The following is an 18,588-nucleotide window of genomic DNA, read 5'->3' on the forward strand; positions in this document are numbered from 1 at the left end:
CCCAGCCGAAGCTAGACGAGGATAATTTGGCATTTGACAAGTGCACGCTGTTGAGTTCTCAAGGATCGGATGCTCCCACGACCCAGTCATCACAACCAGGCCCGCAGGGCAACTTCTCTATCTTACCGATCTCATCTCCGTTGTCAAGTCCGATTTTCTTCGGCCTGAGTGAGGGAACGAGTCAGCACCTTCATCCTGTTCACTCAGTGAGTGTCTGGGATTCGGGAGGTGTTAGCTGCTTGACGGGAGCCGGTCCGAGGACCTCCGCTCAACCGTTTGGGGCGAACAGGTAATAAGTTACGCGGATCCCGGGGATCGGGCAAATCAGGCTCAACCGCCGGGCGTGTCGTGCACGTGCCCGCGCCGCATGCGGGATCGAAACCGCTCCTCCGCACCGGTTTTCCGGCGCGTTTTCGATCCCGCACGCGGCGGATCTCTGCTCAGCGGGCGATGCGGAGCGTGCGCACCTCGAACGGACGCAGTCTCAGGTCGCCACCGGTACGCGCGTCCTCGATGTCGTCCTCGAGCAGACTCACCTCGCGCACCCCGCGGTGCTCGAACCCGACCGTCAGCTCGCCGGCCGTGCGTCGCCCGAGCGCCTCGTACACGCGCACGATCACGTCACCCGATCCGTCGTCGGCGAGCTTGACCGCCGACACGACGATCCCCTCGCCCCGGACCGACACCAGGGGTTCGACCTCCCGCGCACCGCGCACGACGGTGGGGAGCGCGTTGATCCGGATGCCCTCGGCCGTCGCGATCTCGGCGTCAGCCCCGATCACGAAGCCGACCTCGATCTCGTGGTGGCCGTGGTCGGTGTCGGGGTCGGGGAACCGCGGGGCACGCAGCAGCGAGAGCCTCACCGTTGTCGTCACCGCATCATCCGACACCTCGCGGGATGTGTCGTAGCCGTAGATCGAGTCGTTCACGAGTGCGACGCCGAAGTCCTGCTCGCGCACCAGGACGAACCGGTGCATCGACGTCTCGAACTTCGCCGCCTCCCAGCTGGTGTTCGTGTGCGTCACCCGCGACTGGTAGCCGAACTGCGTCTCGGCATCGGTGTGCGCCGCCTGGATGTCGAGCGGGAAGGCGAGCTTGAGCAGCTTCTCGGTCTCGTGCCAGTCGATCTCATTGCGCAGCAGCACGGTCCGCGAGCCCGGGGCGAGAAGGATCGTCTGCGTGATGGTCGACTCCGAGAACGGGCGCACGACCACGATCTTCGCCACGGTGCCGACCATGGTCGCCTCGATCGACGTGACGGCGGTGAGGTCGTCGACGCTGTTGCGGTAATAGCGATCGATGTCCCAGGCGTCCCACATGTTCGGGAAGTCCTGGTGGAGCTGGAACAGGTTCGCGGCCTTTCCCGCAGCGACCGCCTCGCGCCCCGATGCCTTGTCGACGGCGGAGACGATCAGACCGTCGGCGGACACGCGCACCGAGACGAGCTCGTTCTCCAGCCGCCAGCCGTCGTCCTCCTGCGAGAGCGAGACGGCAGCGGAGGTCGCCTCGGGAAGGAACGCCGCGCCGAGAGCGTGCCCCTGTCCCCCCGCGCGCCCGACCGAGGTCGGCTCGAACCGCAGTTCGCGATCGCCCTCGCCCGCGAGCGAGCGTCGGGCGGCACCCGCGATGTCCTGCGCATCCGAGAGCACGTCCGTCAGCACGGCGACGGCCTCGCGGTGCACCCAGGCGATCGAGGTCCCCGGGAGGATGTCATGGAACTCGTGCAGGAGAACGGCCTGCCACAAGCGGTCGAACTCGGCCTGCGGGTAGGCGGCACCGGTGCGCACCGTATCCGTCGCCGCCCACAGCTCCGCCTCGATCAGCGCGTGCTCGGCCCAGCGGTGCAGTGCCTTGGTGGCGTGCTGGCTGGTGAGCGTTCCGCGGTGCAGCTCGAGGTAAAGCTCCCCCACCCACACCGCCGGATGCGGCAGCTCGGCCCTCGCGGCGTCGAAGAAGTCGTCCGGATGCTCCCACACCACCTGCGCGCTGCCCTCGAGGTCGCGGAGGCGTTCGGCCTTGCCCGTCATCTCGCGGGTCGTGCCGCCACCGCCGTCACCCCAGCCGACCGGGGCGATCGAGCGCGAGCTGACCCGGTTCTCCTTGAACTGCCGGGCGGCCTTCGCGACCTCCATGCCGCTCAACTGCGAGTTGTAGGTGTCCATCGACGGGAAGTGCGTGAACACCTGCGACCCGTCGATGCCCTCCCAGAGGAAGGAGTGGTGCGGGAAGACGTTCTGCTGGTTCCACGAGATCTTCTGGGTGAAGAACCACTCGAACCCGGCGCGGCGCATCAGCTGCGGCAGGGCGGGCGAGTACCCGAAGCTGTCCGGGAGCCACACGCCCTTGGACCGGATGCCGAACTCCCGCTCGAAGAACCGCTGCCCCTGCGAGAACTGCCGCACGAGCGACTCCCCCGTCGGCATCACGGTGTCGGACTCGACCCACATGCCACCCAGGGGCAGGAAGCGCCCTTCGGCGACCGCGGCCTTGACCCGCTCCCAGACCTCGGGGCGGTGCTCCTTGATCCAGGCGTACTGCTGTGCGCTGGACATGCCGTACCGGAACTCGGACTGCTCCTCCAGCAGAGCCGTCATCGACGAGGTCGTGCGTGCGACCTTGCGGATCGTCTCGCGCACGGGCCACAGCCACGCCGAATCGATGTGCGCGTGACCGACGGCCGAGATCCGGTGCGCACTCGCCTCGGCGGGCGCGGCCAGCACCTCGGCCAGGCGGGCACGGGCGTCGGACGCCGTGGCGACGATGTGCTGCAGGTCGAGGACGTCGAGCGCATCGTCCATGGCCTGCAGGATGCGCATGCGACGGGGCGAGGTCGCCGGCAGCTCCGCCTGCAGCTCGAAGAGCACCTCGAGGTCGAGCGCCAGGTCGAACACTTCCTGCTCGAACACCGCCAGATCCATCCGCCGGGCGCGGTAGAGCGGTTCCTTCGAGGATGTGAGGATGTCGCCCTCCTGCGTCGGGAGGAAGGGGTGGTAGTCCAGGAGCACCGGGTTGGAAGCCGCCTCGAGGTACAGCTCGACCGGCTCGTCGCCCGCTGCCGTCTCGACGATCGGGACCCACTGGTTTCGCGGGTTGATGCTCTTCACCGGGATCGGGTCGGACCCCGTGCCGCCCGGTCGGTAGGCGAGGGCCTCGCATTGGAAGCCCGTCATGTTCACGTCGAACCCAAGGTCGATCAGCGCCTCGACCTTGCGGCCGGCCCACTCGGACGGCACCCGCCCGGTGAGCTTGAACCACGTGGTTCCCCAGGCCGGTCCCCACGGGGCGCCCACGGAACCGGCGGTGTAGTCGAGGGCGAGCCCTTCCGCCGGTGCGATCGGCTCCCCGGGCAGTTCGTGGATCTCGACCTGCAGCGGCACAGACGCCGAGTGGATCGACGGGCGGATGCGCTCCTCCAGAACACGCTTGACGCGGCCGACGGTGAGCGAGGTGTCGTCATGCATAGGGGATCTCCGACTCGACGGTGAGGGCAGGTTCGCGGGACGTCGCCGCGAACCCGTGTGATGAATGCTATCCGATTTACTAAAACGATCTAGTGAAGAGTCTAGAACACACCCGATCCGCCTTCCACGGGGCTAAACCGATCAAGTAGGGTGAGGGACTATGAGTCCGGCGAAGCGCGTCACGATCGCCGACATCGCGCGCATGGCCGGCGTCTCCCCCGGCGCCGTCTCCTTCGCCTTGAACGGGCGCCCCGGAGTGAGCGAGGAGACCCGGCAACGGATCCTCGCCGTCGTCGAGGAGAACGGCTGGCAGCCGAGTTCAGCGGCACGCGCCCTCGTCGGCGCGCGGGCGAACACCGTCGGCTTCGCACTCGCGCGCCCCGCGCGGTCCCTCGGATCGGAGGCCTTCTTCACCGACCTCATCGCCGGTATCGAATCGCGTCTCTCCGAGAGCAAGGTCAGTCTGCAGCTGCGTCTGGTGGCGGACATCGCGGAGGAGATGGAGGTGCATCGGCAGTGGCGCTCGTCCAACCAGGTCGACGGTTTCATCTTCATCGACCCGCGCGACGACGATCCCCGGGCCGACCGCATCGCCGCCCTCGACGCCCGCGCCGTGATGATCGGGTCGAAGCCGTCTCCCGACGGGACGGTGCCCAGCGTGTGGATCGGCGACGACACGGTGGCGGAGACGCTCTACTCCTATCTCGCCGCACTCGGGCACGTGCACATCGCCTACGTGGCAGGACCGGCGGAGCTCGAACACACCCGGCTGCGGGCCGAGGTCTTGGAACGCCTGTCGGCCGACGGCGTGGAGGGCGAGGTCATCACCACCGACTTCTCCCCCGCCCGCGCCTCCGCGGTGACGCGGGCGCTGCTCTCCGGACGGCGGCGGCCCACCGCGATCGTCTACGACAACGACGTGATGGCGGTCGCCGGTCTCCGCGTCGCACAGGAGATGGGACGCAGGGTTCCCCGCGACGTCTCGCTGGCCTCCTTCGACGACTCGGTCATCGCGGGGCTCATCAACCCGTCGATCACGGCGATGACGCGCGACACCTTCGAACTCGGCGAGCGCGCCGCCACCCTGCTGCTCCAGCAGATTGAAGCGGGCGCGAACCTGCCGAGCGTCGAAGGCCCGACTCCTGTGCTCACGGCGCGCGAGAGCACGGCCCCGCCCACGCGCACCGACTGAACGTCAGGCGTCCTGAACGTCAGGCGTCGACCACGGTGTTGACCGACCCATAGGGATCGACCGCGACCGCCCGCAGATCGGGGCGGATGAGCCGGCGGATGCCACGGGCCTCCCGCACGGCGGGATCGAGCGCGTCACGCGACGTGATCACGGCCGGGTCCAGCCCCGCGGCGCAGGCGTCGACCCAGGCCTGGAACACGGGACCACCCGGGCTCAGCGCGGCCCGACTCACGGGCACCTCGCGCTCGTCGACCTCCACCACGATCGCCGTCTCCCGCGCCGGTGCCGCGACACGCTGCCGCAGCTCGGGGATCACCTCGGCGAAGCGTCGACCGAGGGGCTTCGCCGCACCGTTCTGATCGATCAGGCCGAGGGTGTATTCGAGTTCGGGGAAGTCACCCAGGTCGCGACTGACGTCGTGCGAGCACCACCACGTGACGCCCCAGAGGTTGTCGGTGCGCAGCGCGGAGCGCACGGTCGCCTCCAGGAAGTCCGGCATCTCGTCCTCCGTCAGGCAGTTCGACGGGGCGCCGACCTCCTGCAACCACACCACCCTGTCCGGATCGGTCGCGAACGCGCGGGAGAGCTCGATCAGGTACTCGGCGTGCCGGTCGGAGGCGATCGATCGTCCTCCGTAGCGCTGGGCGGTGCCGTTGAAGATCCAGGAGTGGATCGTGGTCATGGCACCCAAGCGTGACGCGTGGGCCGGCGTGAAGCCGTGGCCGTCCATGTACCAGACGGCGTCGTACTCGCTGTGGACGTGCGGGAAGCCGGGCGCTGCGGCGTCGGCTGCCGACAGCAGGGCGGAGAGCCAGCCGCCCGCCTCGTCCGGCGTCACCGGCCAGGGCGACGGATGGGTGTGCGCGGAGAACTGGTTCGTCTCGTTCCCGAGGGTGAGCCCGAGGAAGTTGGGGGCATCGCGCAGCGCCCGGCCGAGCCTGTCGACGAGCGCGACCTGACCCTCGAGCGCTCGGGGATCGGTGAACATGTTCTTGTCGTGCCACGTGTACAGCCACGACGGCACGAAGTCGAAGCTCGACAGATGGCCCTGGACCACGTCGATGCTCGCATCCATCCCGAACTCGCCCGCGATGTCGACCACCGCACGCACGTCGTCGACCGCCTTCTCGCGGATGAGGGTGCGATTCGGCTGCAGCACGGTCCACAGCGGGAAGACCCGGACGTGATCGAGCCCGAGCTCCGCGAGAGCCGCGAAGTCGCGACGCACATCGTCCGGGGTGAAGTCGAGCCAGGAGTGCATCCAGTTCTTCGACGGCGTGTAGTTCGCCCCGAACCTCAGGGGAGCATCGAGGGCGCCGCGCTGCGTCATGTAGGACCTTTCGGACAAGCCCCGAGGGGGGGACGGATCTGCACCACTATAACGCTTGAGCGCCGACGATCGCACACACTTCTTGACAGAAGGAGAATCGGATGGTTTCATCTGCTAAAGCGTTGTAGTCCGTCGACCGGACACCACGCGGAATCGCCCGCCTCGAGGAAGAAGCACGATGAAATCTCCCACACGCATTGTCGCTCTGGCAGCCTTCAGCATCGGCGTTCTGGCGCTGACCAGTTGCACGGGAGGCGGAGGGGCATCCGGCGCCTCGGGCCCCATCGACACGTCCGGCGAGCTGAGCGGCACGATCCAGTTCCAGACGTGGTCGCTCAAGAACGAGAAGTTCACCCCGTACTTCGAGGATCTGATCGATGCGTTCGAGAAGGAGCACCCGGACGTCACCGTCGAGTGGCTCGACCAGCCGGGGGACGGCTACCAGGAGAAGATCCTGAGCCAGGCGAACGCCGACACGCTCCCGGACGTGCTGAACCTGCCGCCGGACATCGCGTATCCCCTGGTCGCTGCGGGCAAGCTCGTCGACCTCCAGACCGCCGATCCCGAGCTGGAGTCCGCCTACAACGCCGGCGCGTGGGAGGCGTACAGCGCGTACCCGGGCATCGACGGCACCTACGGCCTGCCCTGGTACCTCTCCAGCGACGCCTCGTGGTGGAACCTCGCACAGCTCGCCCCGTACGGCGTCACGGAGGACAACCTCCCGACCACGGTCGACGAGCTCCTCACCCTCGCCGAGGACGTGGCCACGGAATCCGGTGGTAAGGTCCAGCTCCTGTCCTCCATCCCCGCGCTCGACACCTTCACGGCGGCGGGCATGGAGGTCATCAACGCCGACGGCGAGTTCGACTTCAACACCGACGAAGCCGCCGCGATCATCCAGAAGTACGCCGACGCCTACGCAGCCGGAGCCATGCCCGCCGAGGCCCTGACCGGCGACTACGGCGGAAACGCCGAAGCCTACATCCAGGAGAAGGTGGCCTTCACGACGGGCGGCACCGGCTTCACGACCGACCTGCAGAAGGATGCACCCGCACTGCTCGAGAACACGGTGGCGACCCCTCGCCTCGGGGTCGCACCCCTCTATGTGCAGGGTCTCAACGTCTCGGCCGGCTCCGACAACAAGGAGGCCGCACTCGCGTTCGCCGAGTTCGCGACGAACCAGGAGAACCAGGTGGCCTTCTCGTCGCTCGCCGTCGGCACGGCTCCCGGCACCGCGGACGGCGGGGATGAGGTCGTCGAGAACATCGCGTCCTCCGTCACCGACGAGAAGCAGCTCGCGGCGATCGACACCGTGTTCGGCGCGATGAAGGATGCGAAGGCCCTGCCGTTCCAGTGGACCTCCGACATGGCGACGTACATGACCCAGCAGATCGCCCTCGCCGTCAACGGTGAAGCGGACGCCAAGGCCCAGCTCGACAAGATCGTCGAGTACGCCAACGCCAACCGCGTGGACCAGTAAGCCATGCGCGCGAACACCGGCATCCGCGACCGCGGATCGTCGATGAGATCCCACCGATGGTTCACTCCGTGGCTGCTGCTGGGCCCCGCCGTCGCCTGGGTGCTGGTGTTCGCGCTCTGGCCGTTCCTCAACACGGTCTTCCTCAGCTTCACCGACGCCCGGCCGCTGCGGACGCCGGAGTTCGTGGGGGGAGCGAACTACGAGCGCATGTTCGGCGACGAGATGTTCTGGAATGCGCTGACCACGTGCCTCATCTACGTGGTCGTGTGCGTGCCCCTGCTCACGATCCTCCCCCTCCTCCTCGCCCTGCTGGTGCAGAAGAAGCTCCCGGGCATCTCGTTCTTCCGCACCACGTTCTATTTCCCCGTGATCGCCTCGGTGGTCGTGGTCGCCCTCATCTGGACCTGGCTCTTCGACAGCCGCGGCATCATCAACCAGACGCTGGAGTTCCTCGGTCTGATCGACAAGCCGATGGCCTTCCTCGTCGATCGCTGGCTGCTGCTGGGCTGCGCGATCCTGCTCACGGTCTGGAAGGGCTTGGGCTACTACATGGTCGTGTACCTCGCCGCGCTCGGGAACGTCGGCAAGGAGCTGCACGAGGCCGCGATGCTCGACGGAGCCGGGGCCTTCCGCCGCTTCCTCTCGGTCACGATCCCGTCGGTGCGAGGAGCCATGCTCCTCATCGCGGTGCTCATCGCCGTGTCCGCGATGCGGGTCTTCGCCGAACTCGACGTGCTGTCCAAGAGCACCGGAGGTCCCGGCGGGTACGACATGTCGCTCGTGATGCTCATCCGCCAGGTGGGGTCCGGCCTGAACGGGAACATCGGCTACGCCTCCGCGATCAGCGTGGCGCTGTTCCTGCTCACCCTCGTGCCCCTCGCCGCGATCGCCGTCATGAACCGTGAGAAGAAGGCGAAGGTCTCCGCATGAGCACCCTCACCCCGCAGCGCCCGGCCGACGACACCCGGTCCACCGACGGCCCTGTGTCGCCCACGCGCGAGCGCATCTTCCGCCGTCGCGGTTCCGGAGACTTCAGCACACCCAGCCTCGGCGGACTGATCGGGCGCTATGCGCTGCTGCTGTTCGTCCTGTTCCTCGTGATCGGGCCGTTCGTCTGGCAGCTGTCCACCTCTTTCAAGGGCCCTCAGGAGAACATCTACTCCTTCCCACCCGAGCTCATCCCCCGCGAACCCACGCTGCAGAACTACAGCAAGGTCGCCGACATCGTCCCGGTCTACCTCTACGCCTGGCACTCGCTGCTCGTCTCGGTCGGGACCGTCGTGAGCAACGTCGTGCTGTCGACGTTCGCCGGATACGCGCTGGGATGCATGAGATTCCGGGGCAAGTGGATCGTGATGGGGATCCTCCTGTCCACTCTGCTCTTCCCCGGCGAGGTGACGGTGACCAGCAACTTCCTCACCATCCGCGCACTGGGACTCGCGGACACCCTCTGGGGCGTCTTCCTCCCCGGAGCGATCAGCGCGATGAACGTGCTCCTGATCGCCACCGCGTGCCGCATGATCCCGAAGGACGTACTGGACGCCGCGACGGTCGACGGGGCCACCACGTGGCAGCGCATCCGCCACATCGTCTGGCCGAACATCCGCGGCATGGTCTCCGTGGTCGCGATCTTCGCCTTCATCGGTGCCTGGGACGACTACCTGTGGCCGCTCATCGTCCTGTCCGATCCCTCGAAGTACACACTGACGGTGGGCATGGCCTACCTCAACAGCAGCTTCTCCGTGGATCCGCGCCTCATCGCGGCCGGCACCATGATCGCCCTCGTGCCGATCGTCATCATGTTCTCCTTCACGCAGCGGTTCTTCTTCAAGGGCGTGCAGGAGGGCGCGATCAAGGGGTGAACGCCGTGCAGCTCCTCCCGGCGGACGGGCCGGCCGATCCCCCGTCCTCCCGCCCGCGCTCGGGAGTGCTCCCGTGTGCGGTGTTCGCCTTCGCCTTCGACCCGGCCGGCGGGGTGCAGCGGATCGATGCCCCGGGTCTCGCCGACATCGAGATCACACCCCACACGGTGCTGCACTGGGCCTTCTACGCCGACGGCCCGGCAGCGACCCTGGCGCCACACGCCGCCCTCGCGGTCTCGGCCGACGTGCGCTTCGACGACGGATCACGGCTGAGCGACGACTCCGCGGTCCGCGACCGCTACGACTTCCCGATCACCGCCGATGCCCAGTTCGCCGCGCGCTGGAGCATGCCGGAGCAGTGGAATGCGAACACCGTCTCGCTCGCTCCCCGCACCGGAGGACGCGGCACGGTCGAACTCGTGCTCGGCGCCGACGCGCTGTCCGACGAGGCGGATGCCGCAGGCACCGGCTTCGTGCAGGTCCTGGTCGAGGAGCGGATCGCACCGGGCGATCCCACCCCCACCCCCGTCGAACGCGTCGATACCCGACGCGGCACGCATGCGGGACCGCGCTTCTCGCGGGGCAACACCATCCCCGCCGTGGCTCTCCCGCACGGGTTCACCTTCGTCACGCCGGCCACCGACGCAGCCGACTCCCGGTGGCCGTACCGTCCCTTCGTGCACGACGACGCGCAGGGACGCCGACTCGAAGCCCTCCAGTTCTCCCACCAGCCGAGTCCCTGGATCGGCGATCGCTCGGTGCTGCAGCTGATGCCCTATCTGGCAGATCCTGTGTCGAGCCGCGAGCGACGCCGGCGCTGGATCGTGCCGGGGTCCGAACGCGCGCGTCCGCACGAGTACGCGGCGGACCTCGGCGATGGTCTGACCGTCGAGATGACCGCGACCATGCACGCTGCCGCCTTCCGGGTGCGGTGCGCGGACCCCGACGCCCCGATCGGCTTCGTCATCGATCAGCTCACCGATGAGGGCCAGCTCGCCTGGACCGGCGCAGACGGGTTCGAGGGATGGATCCCGGAGGGCTCGGCGGACTGGGGCAACGCGCCGCGGTGCTTCTTCGCCGGCACCGCCCTGCGCCGCACGGACGACGGCGTGATCGAGCGCGGCCCGCTCGATGACGACGGACGCGGTCGGGTCGCCGGGTATGTGGGCGGACGCGGATCGCTCGAACTACGGATCGGGATCTCCTTCCTCTCCGTCGCCCAGGCCCGGCACGCCCTGGAGACCGAGGCGCCCCCGACCCGTCCCTTCGAGGAGTTGCGCGCCGAGGGCGCCGCGATCTGGAATCGCCTGCTGGGCCGAGTGTCGATCCCCCCGCTGCCGGCGGAGGAGATCCCCTACCGCGGTCTCGCCGATGAGGAGCACCGCGCCCGGATCGCCGCAGCACTGCATCGGATGCACCTGTACCCCAACAGCGCCGGGGAGAACGTCGGCACCGCGGCGGTGCCGCGCTGGCGATTCGCGGATGTCTTCTCCGACTCCGTCGACACGGTCGCCGACGGGGAACTCGTCGTGAACAACGGCTACTGGGACACCTACCGCACCGAGTGGCCGGCGCTCGCCCTGCTCGATCCCGCATCGACCGGCAGGCTCCTCGACGGCCAGCTCGAACAGTATCGACGCGGAGGATGGATGGCGCGGTGGAGCGCGCCCGGCTACGTGGACAGCATGGTCGGCACGTCCAGCGACCAGATCTTCGCCGATGCCGCGCGCTGGGGTGTGAGCTTCGACCGCGAGACCGCGTTCGACAGCGGATGGCGCAACGCGTGCGAGCCGGGTCCGGATGCGAGACGGGGACGCAAGGGCATCGAACGCGGCCGATTCACCGGCTACATCTCGTCGGAGACGCCCGAGGGCATGAGCTGGAGCATCGAGAACGCACTCAGCGATGCCGCCCTCGGCCGGTTCGCCCTGCAGCTCGCCGTCGGCGCCGGACCGGCCGAGGAAGTCGCTCGCTACCGTTGCTTCGCACGCTACTTCGCCAACCGCTCCCGGTCGTATCGTCAGCTCTTCGACGACGGCGCCGGGTTCTTCCGCGGGCGGGATTCGCACGGGGCGTTCGCTCCGGAGTTCGACCCGCGGGCCTGGGGCGGGGACAACGTCGAGACGAACGCCTGGGGGATGTCGGTGGGGGCGGTGCACGACGGAGCCGGGCTCGCCGCCCTCCACGGCGGACCTGTCGGACTCGGCCGTCACCTCGATGCCCTGTTCGCCGAACCCGAGACCGCGGACGAACGGTTCGCCGGCGCCTACGGCACCGTGATCCATGAGCAACAGGAGGCCAGGGCCCTGCGCTCCGGGATGTGCGCGCTCTCCAACCAGCCGGCACACCACATCCCGTTCATGTACGCGTTCAGCGACCGCCCGTGGCAGTCGGCTCCGCTCGTCCATGAGTTCGCGGGGCGGCTGTTCGCCGGGGCCCACGTCGGTCAGGGCTTCCCGGGCGACGAGGACAACGGGGAGATGAGCGCCTGGTGGCTGTGGGGCGCACTCGGGCTGTACCCGCTGGAGCTCGCATCGGGCCACCTGCGGATCGGCTCGCCGCTCTTCGACGACATCCGGGTGGATCGGGGGGACGGCTCCTCCCTCCGGATCCGCTCCCGGCGACGGTCCGCCGGGGCCCACATCCTGCAGGAGGCATCTCTCGACGACGTGCCCCTCGTCTCCGCCGACCTCCCGATCGATGCGCTCGTGGAGGATGCCGTCCTCGACCTCACGTTCGGGGACGACCCGGCGTTCGCACTCGAGAAGTCCGGGCGCTCTCCCGTCCTCCCTGCGGTCCCGTGGTGCGCCGATCTGACCGCGACCGAGGGCGAGGTGATCGCCTCGGCTCTCGTCGCCCACCCCGAGCGGGTGTTCGACGACGGGGCCCCCTCGGGTCGTCCGGGCGTCGTCCTGCGCCCGGGCGACTGGGTGGGGTGGCGGTTCCCCGAGGCTCGCGGGATCAGCGACGTCACGGTGACGACGACCGCCTCCGCCTCCTCGGCCGCCCTGCACTGGGAGGCCCTCGGCCCGGATGGGCACTGGCGGACCCTGGCGCTGACCCATCGGGAAGAACTGCGGACCGACCGCACGACGCCGTTCACCCTGGTCGACCGGACCGTGACCCCGGCGCTCCGCGTGCGTGCGGAGTCCGAGGTCACGATCCGTCAGATCGAGCTCTTCGACCTCGCGTGATCACCCGGTGAGGGTGAAGAGCACCTCGGTGCGGTTTCCCGACGCGTCGAACACCTCGAGCACGTTGGCTCCGGCCACCGCACCGAAGACACCCGGCTTCACGAAGTTCAGGTCGCTCCAGGCGTTGTCGGTCAGGTCCTTCGGCACACCGTTGACCGACAGCCTGTCGACCTTGCCGGCGTCGTACAGCTTGAAGCTGACCTTCGAGTACGCGTCGGGAGATCCCGTCGTGAACGCCTCCCCCGGCTTCACGGTCACGGTCGGAGCCGTGCGATCCCGCGGAGCGGCGCGATACTCGGTCGGCTCCCCCTTGAGCTCCTGCGTGATCCCCGAGAGGTACGCCGACTGATCCGTCGCGGTCAGGTTGTACGCCACGTAGACCCCGTATCCGTCGGCGACCGTGCGGCGGGCGAAGTCCGCGGCGGTCGCCGCGTTCGTGTTCGCCAGGTCGATCGCAGCGGCACCGAGGCGGGTGCGATCTTCGAGCCCGGGCACCGTGGGGGCGTCGTACGTCGGGTAGTAGGGGTTCCAGGCGTAGTCGATCACGCCGTCGACGTCGAACGCATCGAAGTCGGTGGTGGTGTAGGACGGGCCGATCGCGTAGAGGCTGATGATCTTGTCCGATCCCAGGCGCTCGCGCAGCGCGGTCGCCAGCCAGCCGAACGACTGCGCGTTGGGCTGCGGGGTGCCGTTCGCGCCGTAGTTCGTCCACTCGTCGTCGAAGTCGATCCCATCGAGGCCGTAGGTCGTCACCGCATCGGCCAGCTCTGCGGCGAAGGCGTCCGCCGCGGCGAACGAGGTGAAGTTCGCGAAACCCGCACCCTGGTGGTTGCCGAGCACGGAGAGCAGCACCTTCGTGCCCTGTGCCTGCAGCGGACGGATCTGGTTCTCCGCGTCCTGGAGCGTCTCGGTGACCCGATCATTCAGGTGCAGATACGCCTTCTCTCCGTCGTAGTTGATGTTGGCGGCGAAGATCATCGCGAGGTCGACGGCGGCGCGCCCGGAATCCGCGAGGGTGTAGTCGGCGACGTTGACTAAATCGTTCGAGTTCACCTCGACATAGACGGCGAGCTGGGGGTCCGCCTCCACCCCCTCGGCAGCGGTCGCGGGTGAGGCGGTCGCGACGAAGGACATCGCGATCACCGCACTCGCGGCGACAGTGAATCCCTGTCGTAGACGGTGAAGCTTCGTGGAATGTGGCCGACTCATGGCAGATCGTCTCCCTCTTCATCGAAATCGAGATCAGGCCGCATCAGCGCGACCTGCCGCCGACTATATCGCTTAAGTAGAAGCCCGTACAGATCGGACGAAGGACGACGCCTGTCTGTTCCTGCACCCGGTCAGCGATCCGTGGGTTGTACACGTGCGCCGGGTTCTCCACGCGCCGGAACCGGAATACCGTGACATCGTGACCGTCCGGAACGACACTGGAGGCATGCGCTTGAACGACCCGCAGGTATGGACGCTGATCGGAGTGTTCGCCGCCGTCATGCTCGGCGGGATGACGCTCATGACCACGCAGCTCAGTCGCATCATCCGCGCCGAGACCGATCGCATCCACGGCACGCTCTCCGCGCGCATCGACGCCGTGGTCGACCGCCTCGACCGCATCGAGGCGAAGGTCGACGACCTCGACAAGGAGCTCACGAACCTCGCCGTGCGGTTCTGGCGCTCGCAGTGACCCCTCCGGGCTTCCCCTGATCTCTCAGAGGGTGACGTCGCCCACCAGATTCACCTGGATGCCCATCCCCGCGAACATCGAGGCTTTCGCGATGAGTGCCCGGTCGGCCGTCTCGGCATCCGGTGCGTAGACGAGCTGCGCGTGGTTGGCCTTGTGGCGGGCCATGAACTGATCCCGCGAGACGCCGTGCAGCACCACGTGCGCGATCGGCCACTCCGGGTTCGTGGCATCCTTCCGGCGCTGCGTCTCGTCGGCCGGGAGCTCGACGACCGAGGCACGGAAGATGTCGGCCTGCAGGACGCCGTCGGCGATGAACACCCGCGACAGCACGATCTCCCCCGGCTGGGAGACCCCGTTGATCGTCGCACCGCCCGCCGGGAAGAACACGTGGCCCTGACGCCATCCCTCCGCGTTCTGCCACCCGCCCAGGTGCGAGGCGGGGACGGAGCCGGAGATCTCGTAGACCCACACGAACTCCCCGTCGTACTCCTCACCCCACCGCACGTCGTGCAGCGTGTTGTCCGGCACGAGTCCCATCGCACGCCACACGCGGTCGGTCACCAGCGCGTCGACCGCCACGCCCTCATCCGCTTCGTTGAAGTGCGGGAAGGCGCGTCCCTCGTGCAGCACCCGGGCACCGTCGCGCGACCTCACCGGCGGGCGCTCCGTCGAGTTCAGGATGCCCTCGGCCAGGTCGGACGCCGGTACCAGGTCCTTCAGACCCTGCTGGTACTGGATCCCGACGGCGTCGAGGCCGAAGTCGTCCGCGATACGAAGCGCGGCGATGTACATCTTCAACTGCCACTGCACCTGCTCGCGCGTGAGCTCGGTGGCGGCATCCGGCCCGAAGCGGAACGTCATGCCCGCATCGATCAGCCAGTCGTACGCGGCGTCCGCCTCGTCTTCGGTGACGGTGAGCATCTCGGCGTAGAGCGCCGACTGCGACAGCCGCTCCTTGTAGATGCCCGTCTTGTTGAGCAGCTCGTCGTCGAAGATCGCGTTGTACATGCCCATGCAGCCCTCGTCGAACACGCCGATGATGGCCTTCTCGGCGAGCAGCTCCGCGGCGAGCGCCTCGCCCAGCTGCTTCTCGGGGCTGTCCGGCAGCTCCGGCAGGGGACGCACGTGCGAGGCGTCGTGCGCGATGGAGCCCGTCTCGGTCCACTCCCGGATGCCGTTGCGGAACCACTCGTCGGTGAAGTCGACCGACCATGTCGTGGCGTACGGCTTGCCCATCTTGGTGAGGCCCGCGTTCAAGCCGAGGAGGCCGACGAGGCCGGGCCAATCGCCGGCGAAGTTCGCGACCGTGAGGATCGGGCCCTCGTGGGTGCGCAGACCGGCGAGCACATGGTGGGAGTACTGCCAGTTGGCGATCGCGACGATCAGAGGCGCGTCGACCGGGATGCTCCGGAAGACCTCGAGCCCCATGCGCTGGCTGGAGATGAACCCGTGACCGGTGGCGGGGTCGACGCCGAAGGGACGGATCACCTGCCACCCGAGGTCGTCGAGCACACCGGTGACCCCGATCTCGAGCTCGACCTGGGTGGGCCAGCCCGCGACGTTCGCCGACTCTCGCAGATCGCCCGAGGTGATGAGGTAGGCCGTCTTCGGGGCGGCAGCCGGACGCGATGCCGGGGCCGGCAGGGTGTAGGTGGTCATGATTCCTCCGGTGTTGGGGTCGGGGTGAGCGGGGAGCCGCCTCGCTGTGCGGCCGCGAGTTGGTGCACCACGGGTCGGGATCCCTCATAGAGCCGCCGGTAGCGCGCGAACAGGGAGTCATAGAACGGTCGCAACCCGTCATCCGGGCGGATCCGCTCTGACATGGGGTTCCACTCCGTGATCGCCGGGCGCTCGTCGGGCACCGCCGTCGCGGTCGCCGCGAGAAAGGCCGCTCCGTAGCTCGCGCCGATCGTGGTCGCAGGCACCTCCTGGACGAGGCCGGTGACGTCGGACACGACCTGGAGCCAAAGCCGACCCTGTGTTCCGCCCCCCACCGCGACGATGCGGCGGATGTCGGCGCCGGCCGCCCGCATGGTCTCGACGTTGTGCCGCACACCGAGTGCGGTCGCTTCTAGCATCGCTCGGTAGAGGTCGCCGCGCGTGTGCTCGAGTGTGAGCCCGGCGATCACGCCCCGGGCGTCCGGGTCCTGGATCGGCGTGCGCTCGCCCGCGAAGTAGGGCAGCACGAGAAGGCCGCGCGCTCCGGCACCCGACGCGGCAGCCTCGGCGAGCAGTTCAGGATAGTCGGCACCGGTCAGCCCTTTGAGCCAGGCGGTCAGAGCCCCGGATGTCGACAGCCCGCCGGCGAGGTTGCGCGTACCGGCGAAGGCCCCCGCCGTGGTCCACATGGACGGGGTCCGCAGGGTCTCTTCACCGGTGGCCACGAGGAACATGGTCGTGCCGTACATCAGCATCAGGTCGCCGGGCTCGTGCGCGCCGACGCTGACAGCTTCCGTCCAGGCATCGATCGTCCCCGCGATCACGGGCGTTCCCAGAGGGATCCCGGTGACCGATTCTGCCTCAGCCGTCACCTCTCCGGCGATCTCCCCCGCCCACTGCAGGCGCGGCTGCTCGATGCCCCCGGCGTACCGCTCCCACCACGGGTCGTGCCACCGCTCCCCCTCGATGTCGTAGAGAGGAGAAACCTGGCTGGCGGACTGGTGATCGAGCACGTACGCTCCCGTGAGCCGACGGACGAGCCAGGACGCCGGCATGTACAGACGTCGTGCGCGTTCCCAGGCCTCGGGCTCCTCCTCCGCAACCCACGCGATCTTCGGTCCGCCCGCCTGCGAGGTCAGAGTCGACCCTCCGACACGCGTGATCTCCTCGACACCGAGCTCATGCGTGAGGCGCTCGATCTGCGCGGTCGAACGGGTGTCGACCCCGTACAGGATCGCGGGGCGCACGGGGGCGTCCCGTTCATCGACGAGCAGGACACAGGGTCCCATGCCACTGACCCCCACCCCCACGATCTCGGCCTCCGGGACTCCGGCGAGCAGTTCGCGCACGATCGCGACGAACTCCTCCCACCAGATCGCGGCGTCCATCTCGACCCAGCCGGAGTGCGGTCGTTCCACGTCATGCGCCCTGGTCGCGGATGCCGCGATGACGCCGTCGGGCCCCACCAGCACGCCCTTGCTGCTGGACGTGCCGATGTCCACCCCGAGGGTGCAGCGCATGGAGTCCTCCTCCTGCCGGGACGACCGAGTCCGTGGCTTGTTCGACACTGTACGCGAAATCGATTTCATGATGCAAGGGCGTGCGCGCTCCCGCATCGACCCTTCCGGTCGCGGTCCGCTCAGCGCCGGGTGGCGCTGGCCGGCTGGACCTCGTTGCGCAGCACGACAGTGCGAGCCGGTTGCGTATCGCCGTCGATCCGATCGAGCAACATCCGCGCCGCGGTCACGCCCATATGCCGCGCGGGCAAGCGCACCACGGTCACGGCTGTCGGAGAAAGCGTCGTGAACGGCAGAGAACCGATGACCGCCACGCCGACGTCCGGCGGAGTGAGCCCATGCTCGGTGAGCACCTGGATAGCTCCCACACCGATGAGGTTGTTGCCCGCGACGACCGCATCGGGCGGTTCGCGAAGCGCGAGCAGCTCTTCCATCGCCGACCGACCACCGTCGACGCGGAACGTCGTGAAGCGCTCGAGCTCGTCGAGGGCGTGACCGGGGTGCGCCGAGGCGAGCACAGAGCGCCAGCCCGCGGCGCGTTCAGCGGCGGTGTCGATGTGCGCGGGGCCCCCGATGTAGGCGATGCGGCGGTGCCCGGCGTCTATCAGGCTCCGGGTGGCTGATGTCCCCGCCGACCGATTGGCCATCATGACGCTGTCGATGTCGTAGCTCGTGCTGCGATCGACGGCCACGACAGGGCGGCCGGTGGCGAGGACACCGTCGAGGTCGGAGCGCTCATCGGCTGTCGCGATGATCACTCCGGACATGTTCTCGGCGATCGCGATCCGCAGATAGGTGGCCTCCTTCTCCACCTGCGCGTCCGAGTTGCAGAGCACGACCGAGTATCCGGCCTCGGAGGCGACATCCTCCACGCCGCGCGCCATCTCGGTGAAGTAGGGATTCTCGATGTCGGGGATCACGAGCGCGATGACCTCGGAACTCTGGCGCCGTAGCGTGCGGGCGGTGCGATTGGGAGTGAACTTCAGCTTCTCCGCGGCGTTGCGCACGGCCGCCACCTTCTCCTCGGACACGTTCGTCCCGTTGAACACGCGCGAGACTGTCGCGGGCGAGACCCCCGCGAGTTCGGCGACGTCGTAGATCGTTGCCATGCGCTCCCCTGCTCCCCGCTGACACCTACTCCCACCGACCGCGGCCGGTGCTGCAACAGTATCGCGCGGGAACCGGAATTCCTTGCGCGGGTGAAATCGATGC

Annotated in this window: 12 protein-coding genes; 6 read left to right on the forward strand and 6 right to left on the reverse strand. The window is 68.4% G+C overall.

Translation table 11 applies throughout. From position 1 onward, the window contains the following. Positions 1-440: 440 nt before the first annotated feature. Entirely contained in the window at positions 441-3,461 is a 3,021-nt protein-coding gene (locus E0W80_RS14790; RefSeq protein ID WP_131493590.1) for a glycoside hydrolase family 38 C-terminal domain-containing protein, read from the reverse strand. Positions 3,462-3,621: 160 nt separating this feature from the next. On the opposite strand from E0W80_RS14790, the gene E0W80_RS14795 reads away from it, so the two are divergent. Next, positions 3,622-4,653: a LacI family DNA-binding transcriptional regulator gene (locus tag E0W80_RS14795; RefSeq protein WP_131493592.1), complete on the forward strand. Its 1,032-nt coding sequence runs from the start codon at positions 3,622-3,624 to the stop codon at positions 4,651-4,653. Positions 4,654-4,672: 19 nt separating this feature from the next. Here the strand turns inward: E0W80_RS14795 and E0W80_RS14800 are convergent, their stop codons facing one another. Next, positions 4,673-5,983: a glycosyl hydrolase gene (locus E0W80_RS14800; protein ID WP_131493594.1), complete on the reverse strand. Its 1,311-nt coding sequence runs from the start codon at positions 5,981-5,983 to the stop codon at positions 4,673-4,675. A 178-nt stretch (positions 5,984-6,161) separates the two neighbouring features. Here E0W80_RS14800 and E0W80_RS14805 point away from each other — a divergent pair, with 178 nt between their 5' ends. The 4 genes from E0W80_RS14805 to E0W80_RS14820 are packed head-to-tail and all read left to right on the forward strand — an operon-like array spanning position 6,162 to position 12,519. Next, complete coding sequence (locus E0W80_RS14805; RefSeq protein ID WP_131493596.1) at positions 6,162-7,463, forward strand: extracellular solute-binding protein; 1,302 nt, start codon at positions 6,162-6,164, stop codon at positions 7,461-7,463. A 3-nt stretch (positions 7,464-7,466) separates the two neighbouring features. Next, positions 7,467-8,393, forward strand: a complete 927-nt coding sequence (locus E0W80_RS14810) for a sugar ABC transporter permease (protein WP_131493597.1) — start codon at positions 7,467-7,469, stop codon at positions 8,391-8,393. Then, on the forward strand, positions 8,390-9,325 hold the full coding sequence (locus E0W80_RS14815; protein ID WP_131493599.1) for a carbohydrate ABC transporter permease: 936 nt from the start codon (positions 8,390-8,392) through the stop codon (positions 9,323-9,325). The genes E0W80_RS14810 and E0W80_RS14815 overlap by 4 nt, the downstream gene beginning before the upstream one ends. Beyond that, entirely contained in the window at positions 9,322-12,519 is a 3,198-nt protein-coding gene (locus E0W80_RS14820; protein WP_131493601.1) for a GH92 family glycosyl hydrolase, read from the forward strand. Before E0W80_RS14815 ends, E0W80_RS14820 begins: the two co-directional genes overlap by 4 nt. Here the strand turns inward: E0W80_RS14820 and E0W80_RS19410 are convergent, their stop codons facing one another. After that, entirely contained in the window at positions 12,520-13,653 is a 1,134-nt protein-coding gene (locus E0W80_RS19410; protein ID WP_240740545.1) for an endo-beta-N-acetylglucosaminidase H, read from the reverse strand. A 301-nt stretch (positions 13,654-13,954) separates the two neighbouring features. Between E0W80_RS19410 and E0W80_RS14830 the strand changes: the two genes are divergently transcribed. Next, on the forward strand, positions 13,955-14,200 hold the full coding sequence (locus E0W80_RS14830; protein WP_047524493.1) for a hypothetical protein: 246 nt from the start codon (positions 13,955-13,957) through the stop codon (positions 14,198-14,200). A 24-nt stretch (positions 14,201-14,224) separates the two neighbouring features. Here E0W80_RS14830 and E0W80_RS14835 read toward each other — a convergent pair whose 3' ends face one another. The 3 genes from E0W80_RS14835 to E0W80_RS14845 all read right to left on the reverse strand — a co-directional run bounded on the left by E0W80_RS14835 (position 14,225) and on the right by E0W80_RS14845 (position 18,485). Next, on the reverse strand, positions 14,225-15,859 hold the full coding sequence (locus tag E0W80_RS14835; RefSeq protein ID WP_131493603.1) for a fucose isomerase: 1,635 nt from the start codon (positions 15,857-15,859) through the stop codon (positions 14,225-14,227). After that, positions 15,856-17,379, reverse strand: a complete 1,524-nt coding sequence (locus E0W80_RS14840) for an FGGY family carbohydrate kinase (protein ID WP_131493605.1) — start codon at positions 17,377-17,379, stop codon at positions 15,856-15,858. The genes E0W80_RS14835 and E0W80_RS14840 overlap by 4 nt, the downstream gene beginning before the upstream one ends. A 119-nt stretch (positions 17,380-17,498) precedes the next feature. Continuing rightward, a complete protein-coding gene (locus tag E0W80_RS14845) occupies positions 17,499-18,485 on the reverse strand; it encodes a LacI family DNA-binding transcriptional regulator (protein ID WP_131493606.1) in 987 nt (328 codons plus the stop codon). Between the last annotated feature and the right edge of the window lie 103 nt (positions 18,486-18,588).

The sequence above is a fragment of the Microbacterium sp. PI-1 genome, from assembly GCF_004337555.1.
GTDB lineage: Bacteria > Actinomycetota > Actinomycetes > Actinomycetales > Microbacteriaceae > Microbacterium > Microbacterium aurugineum.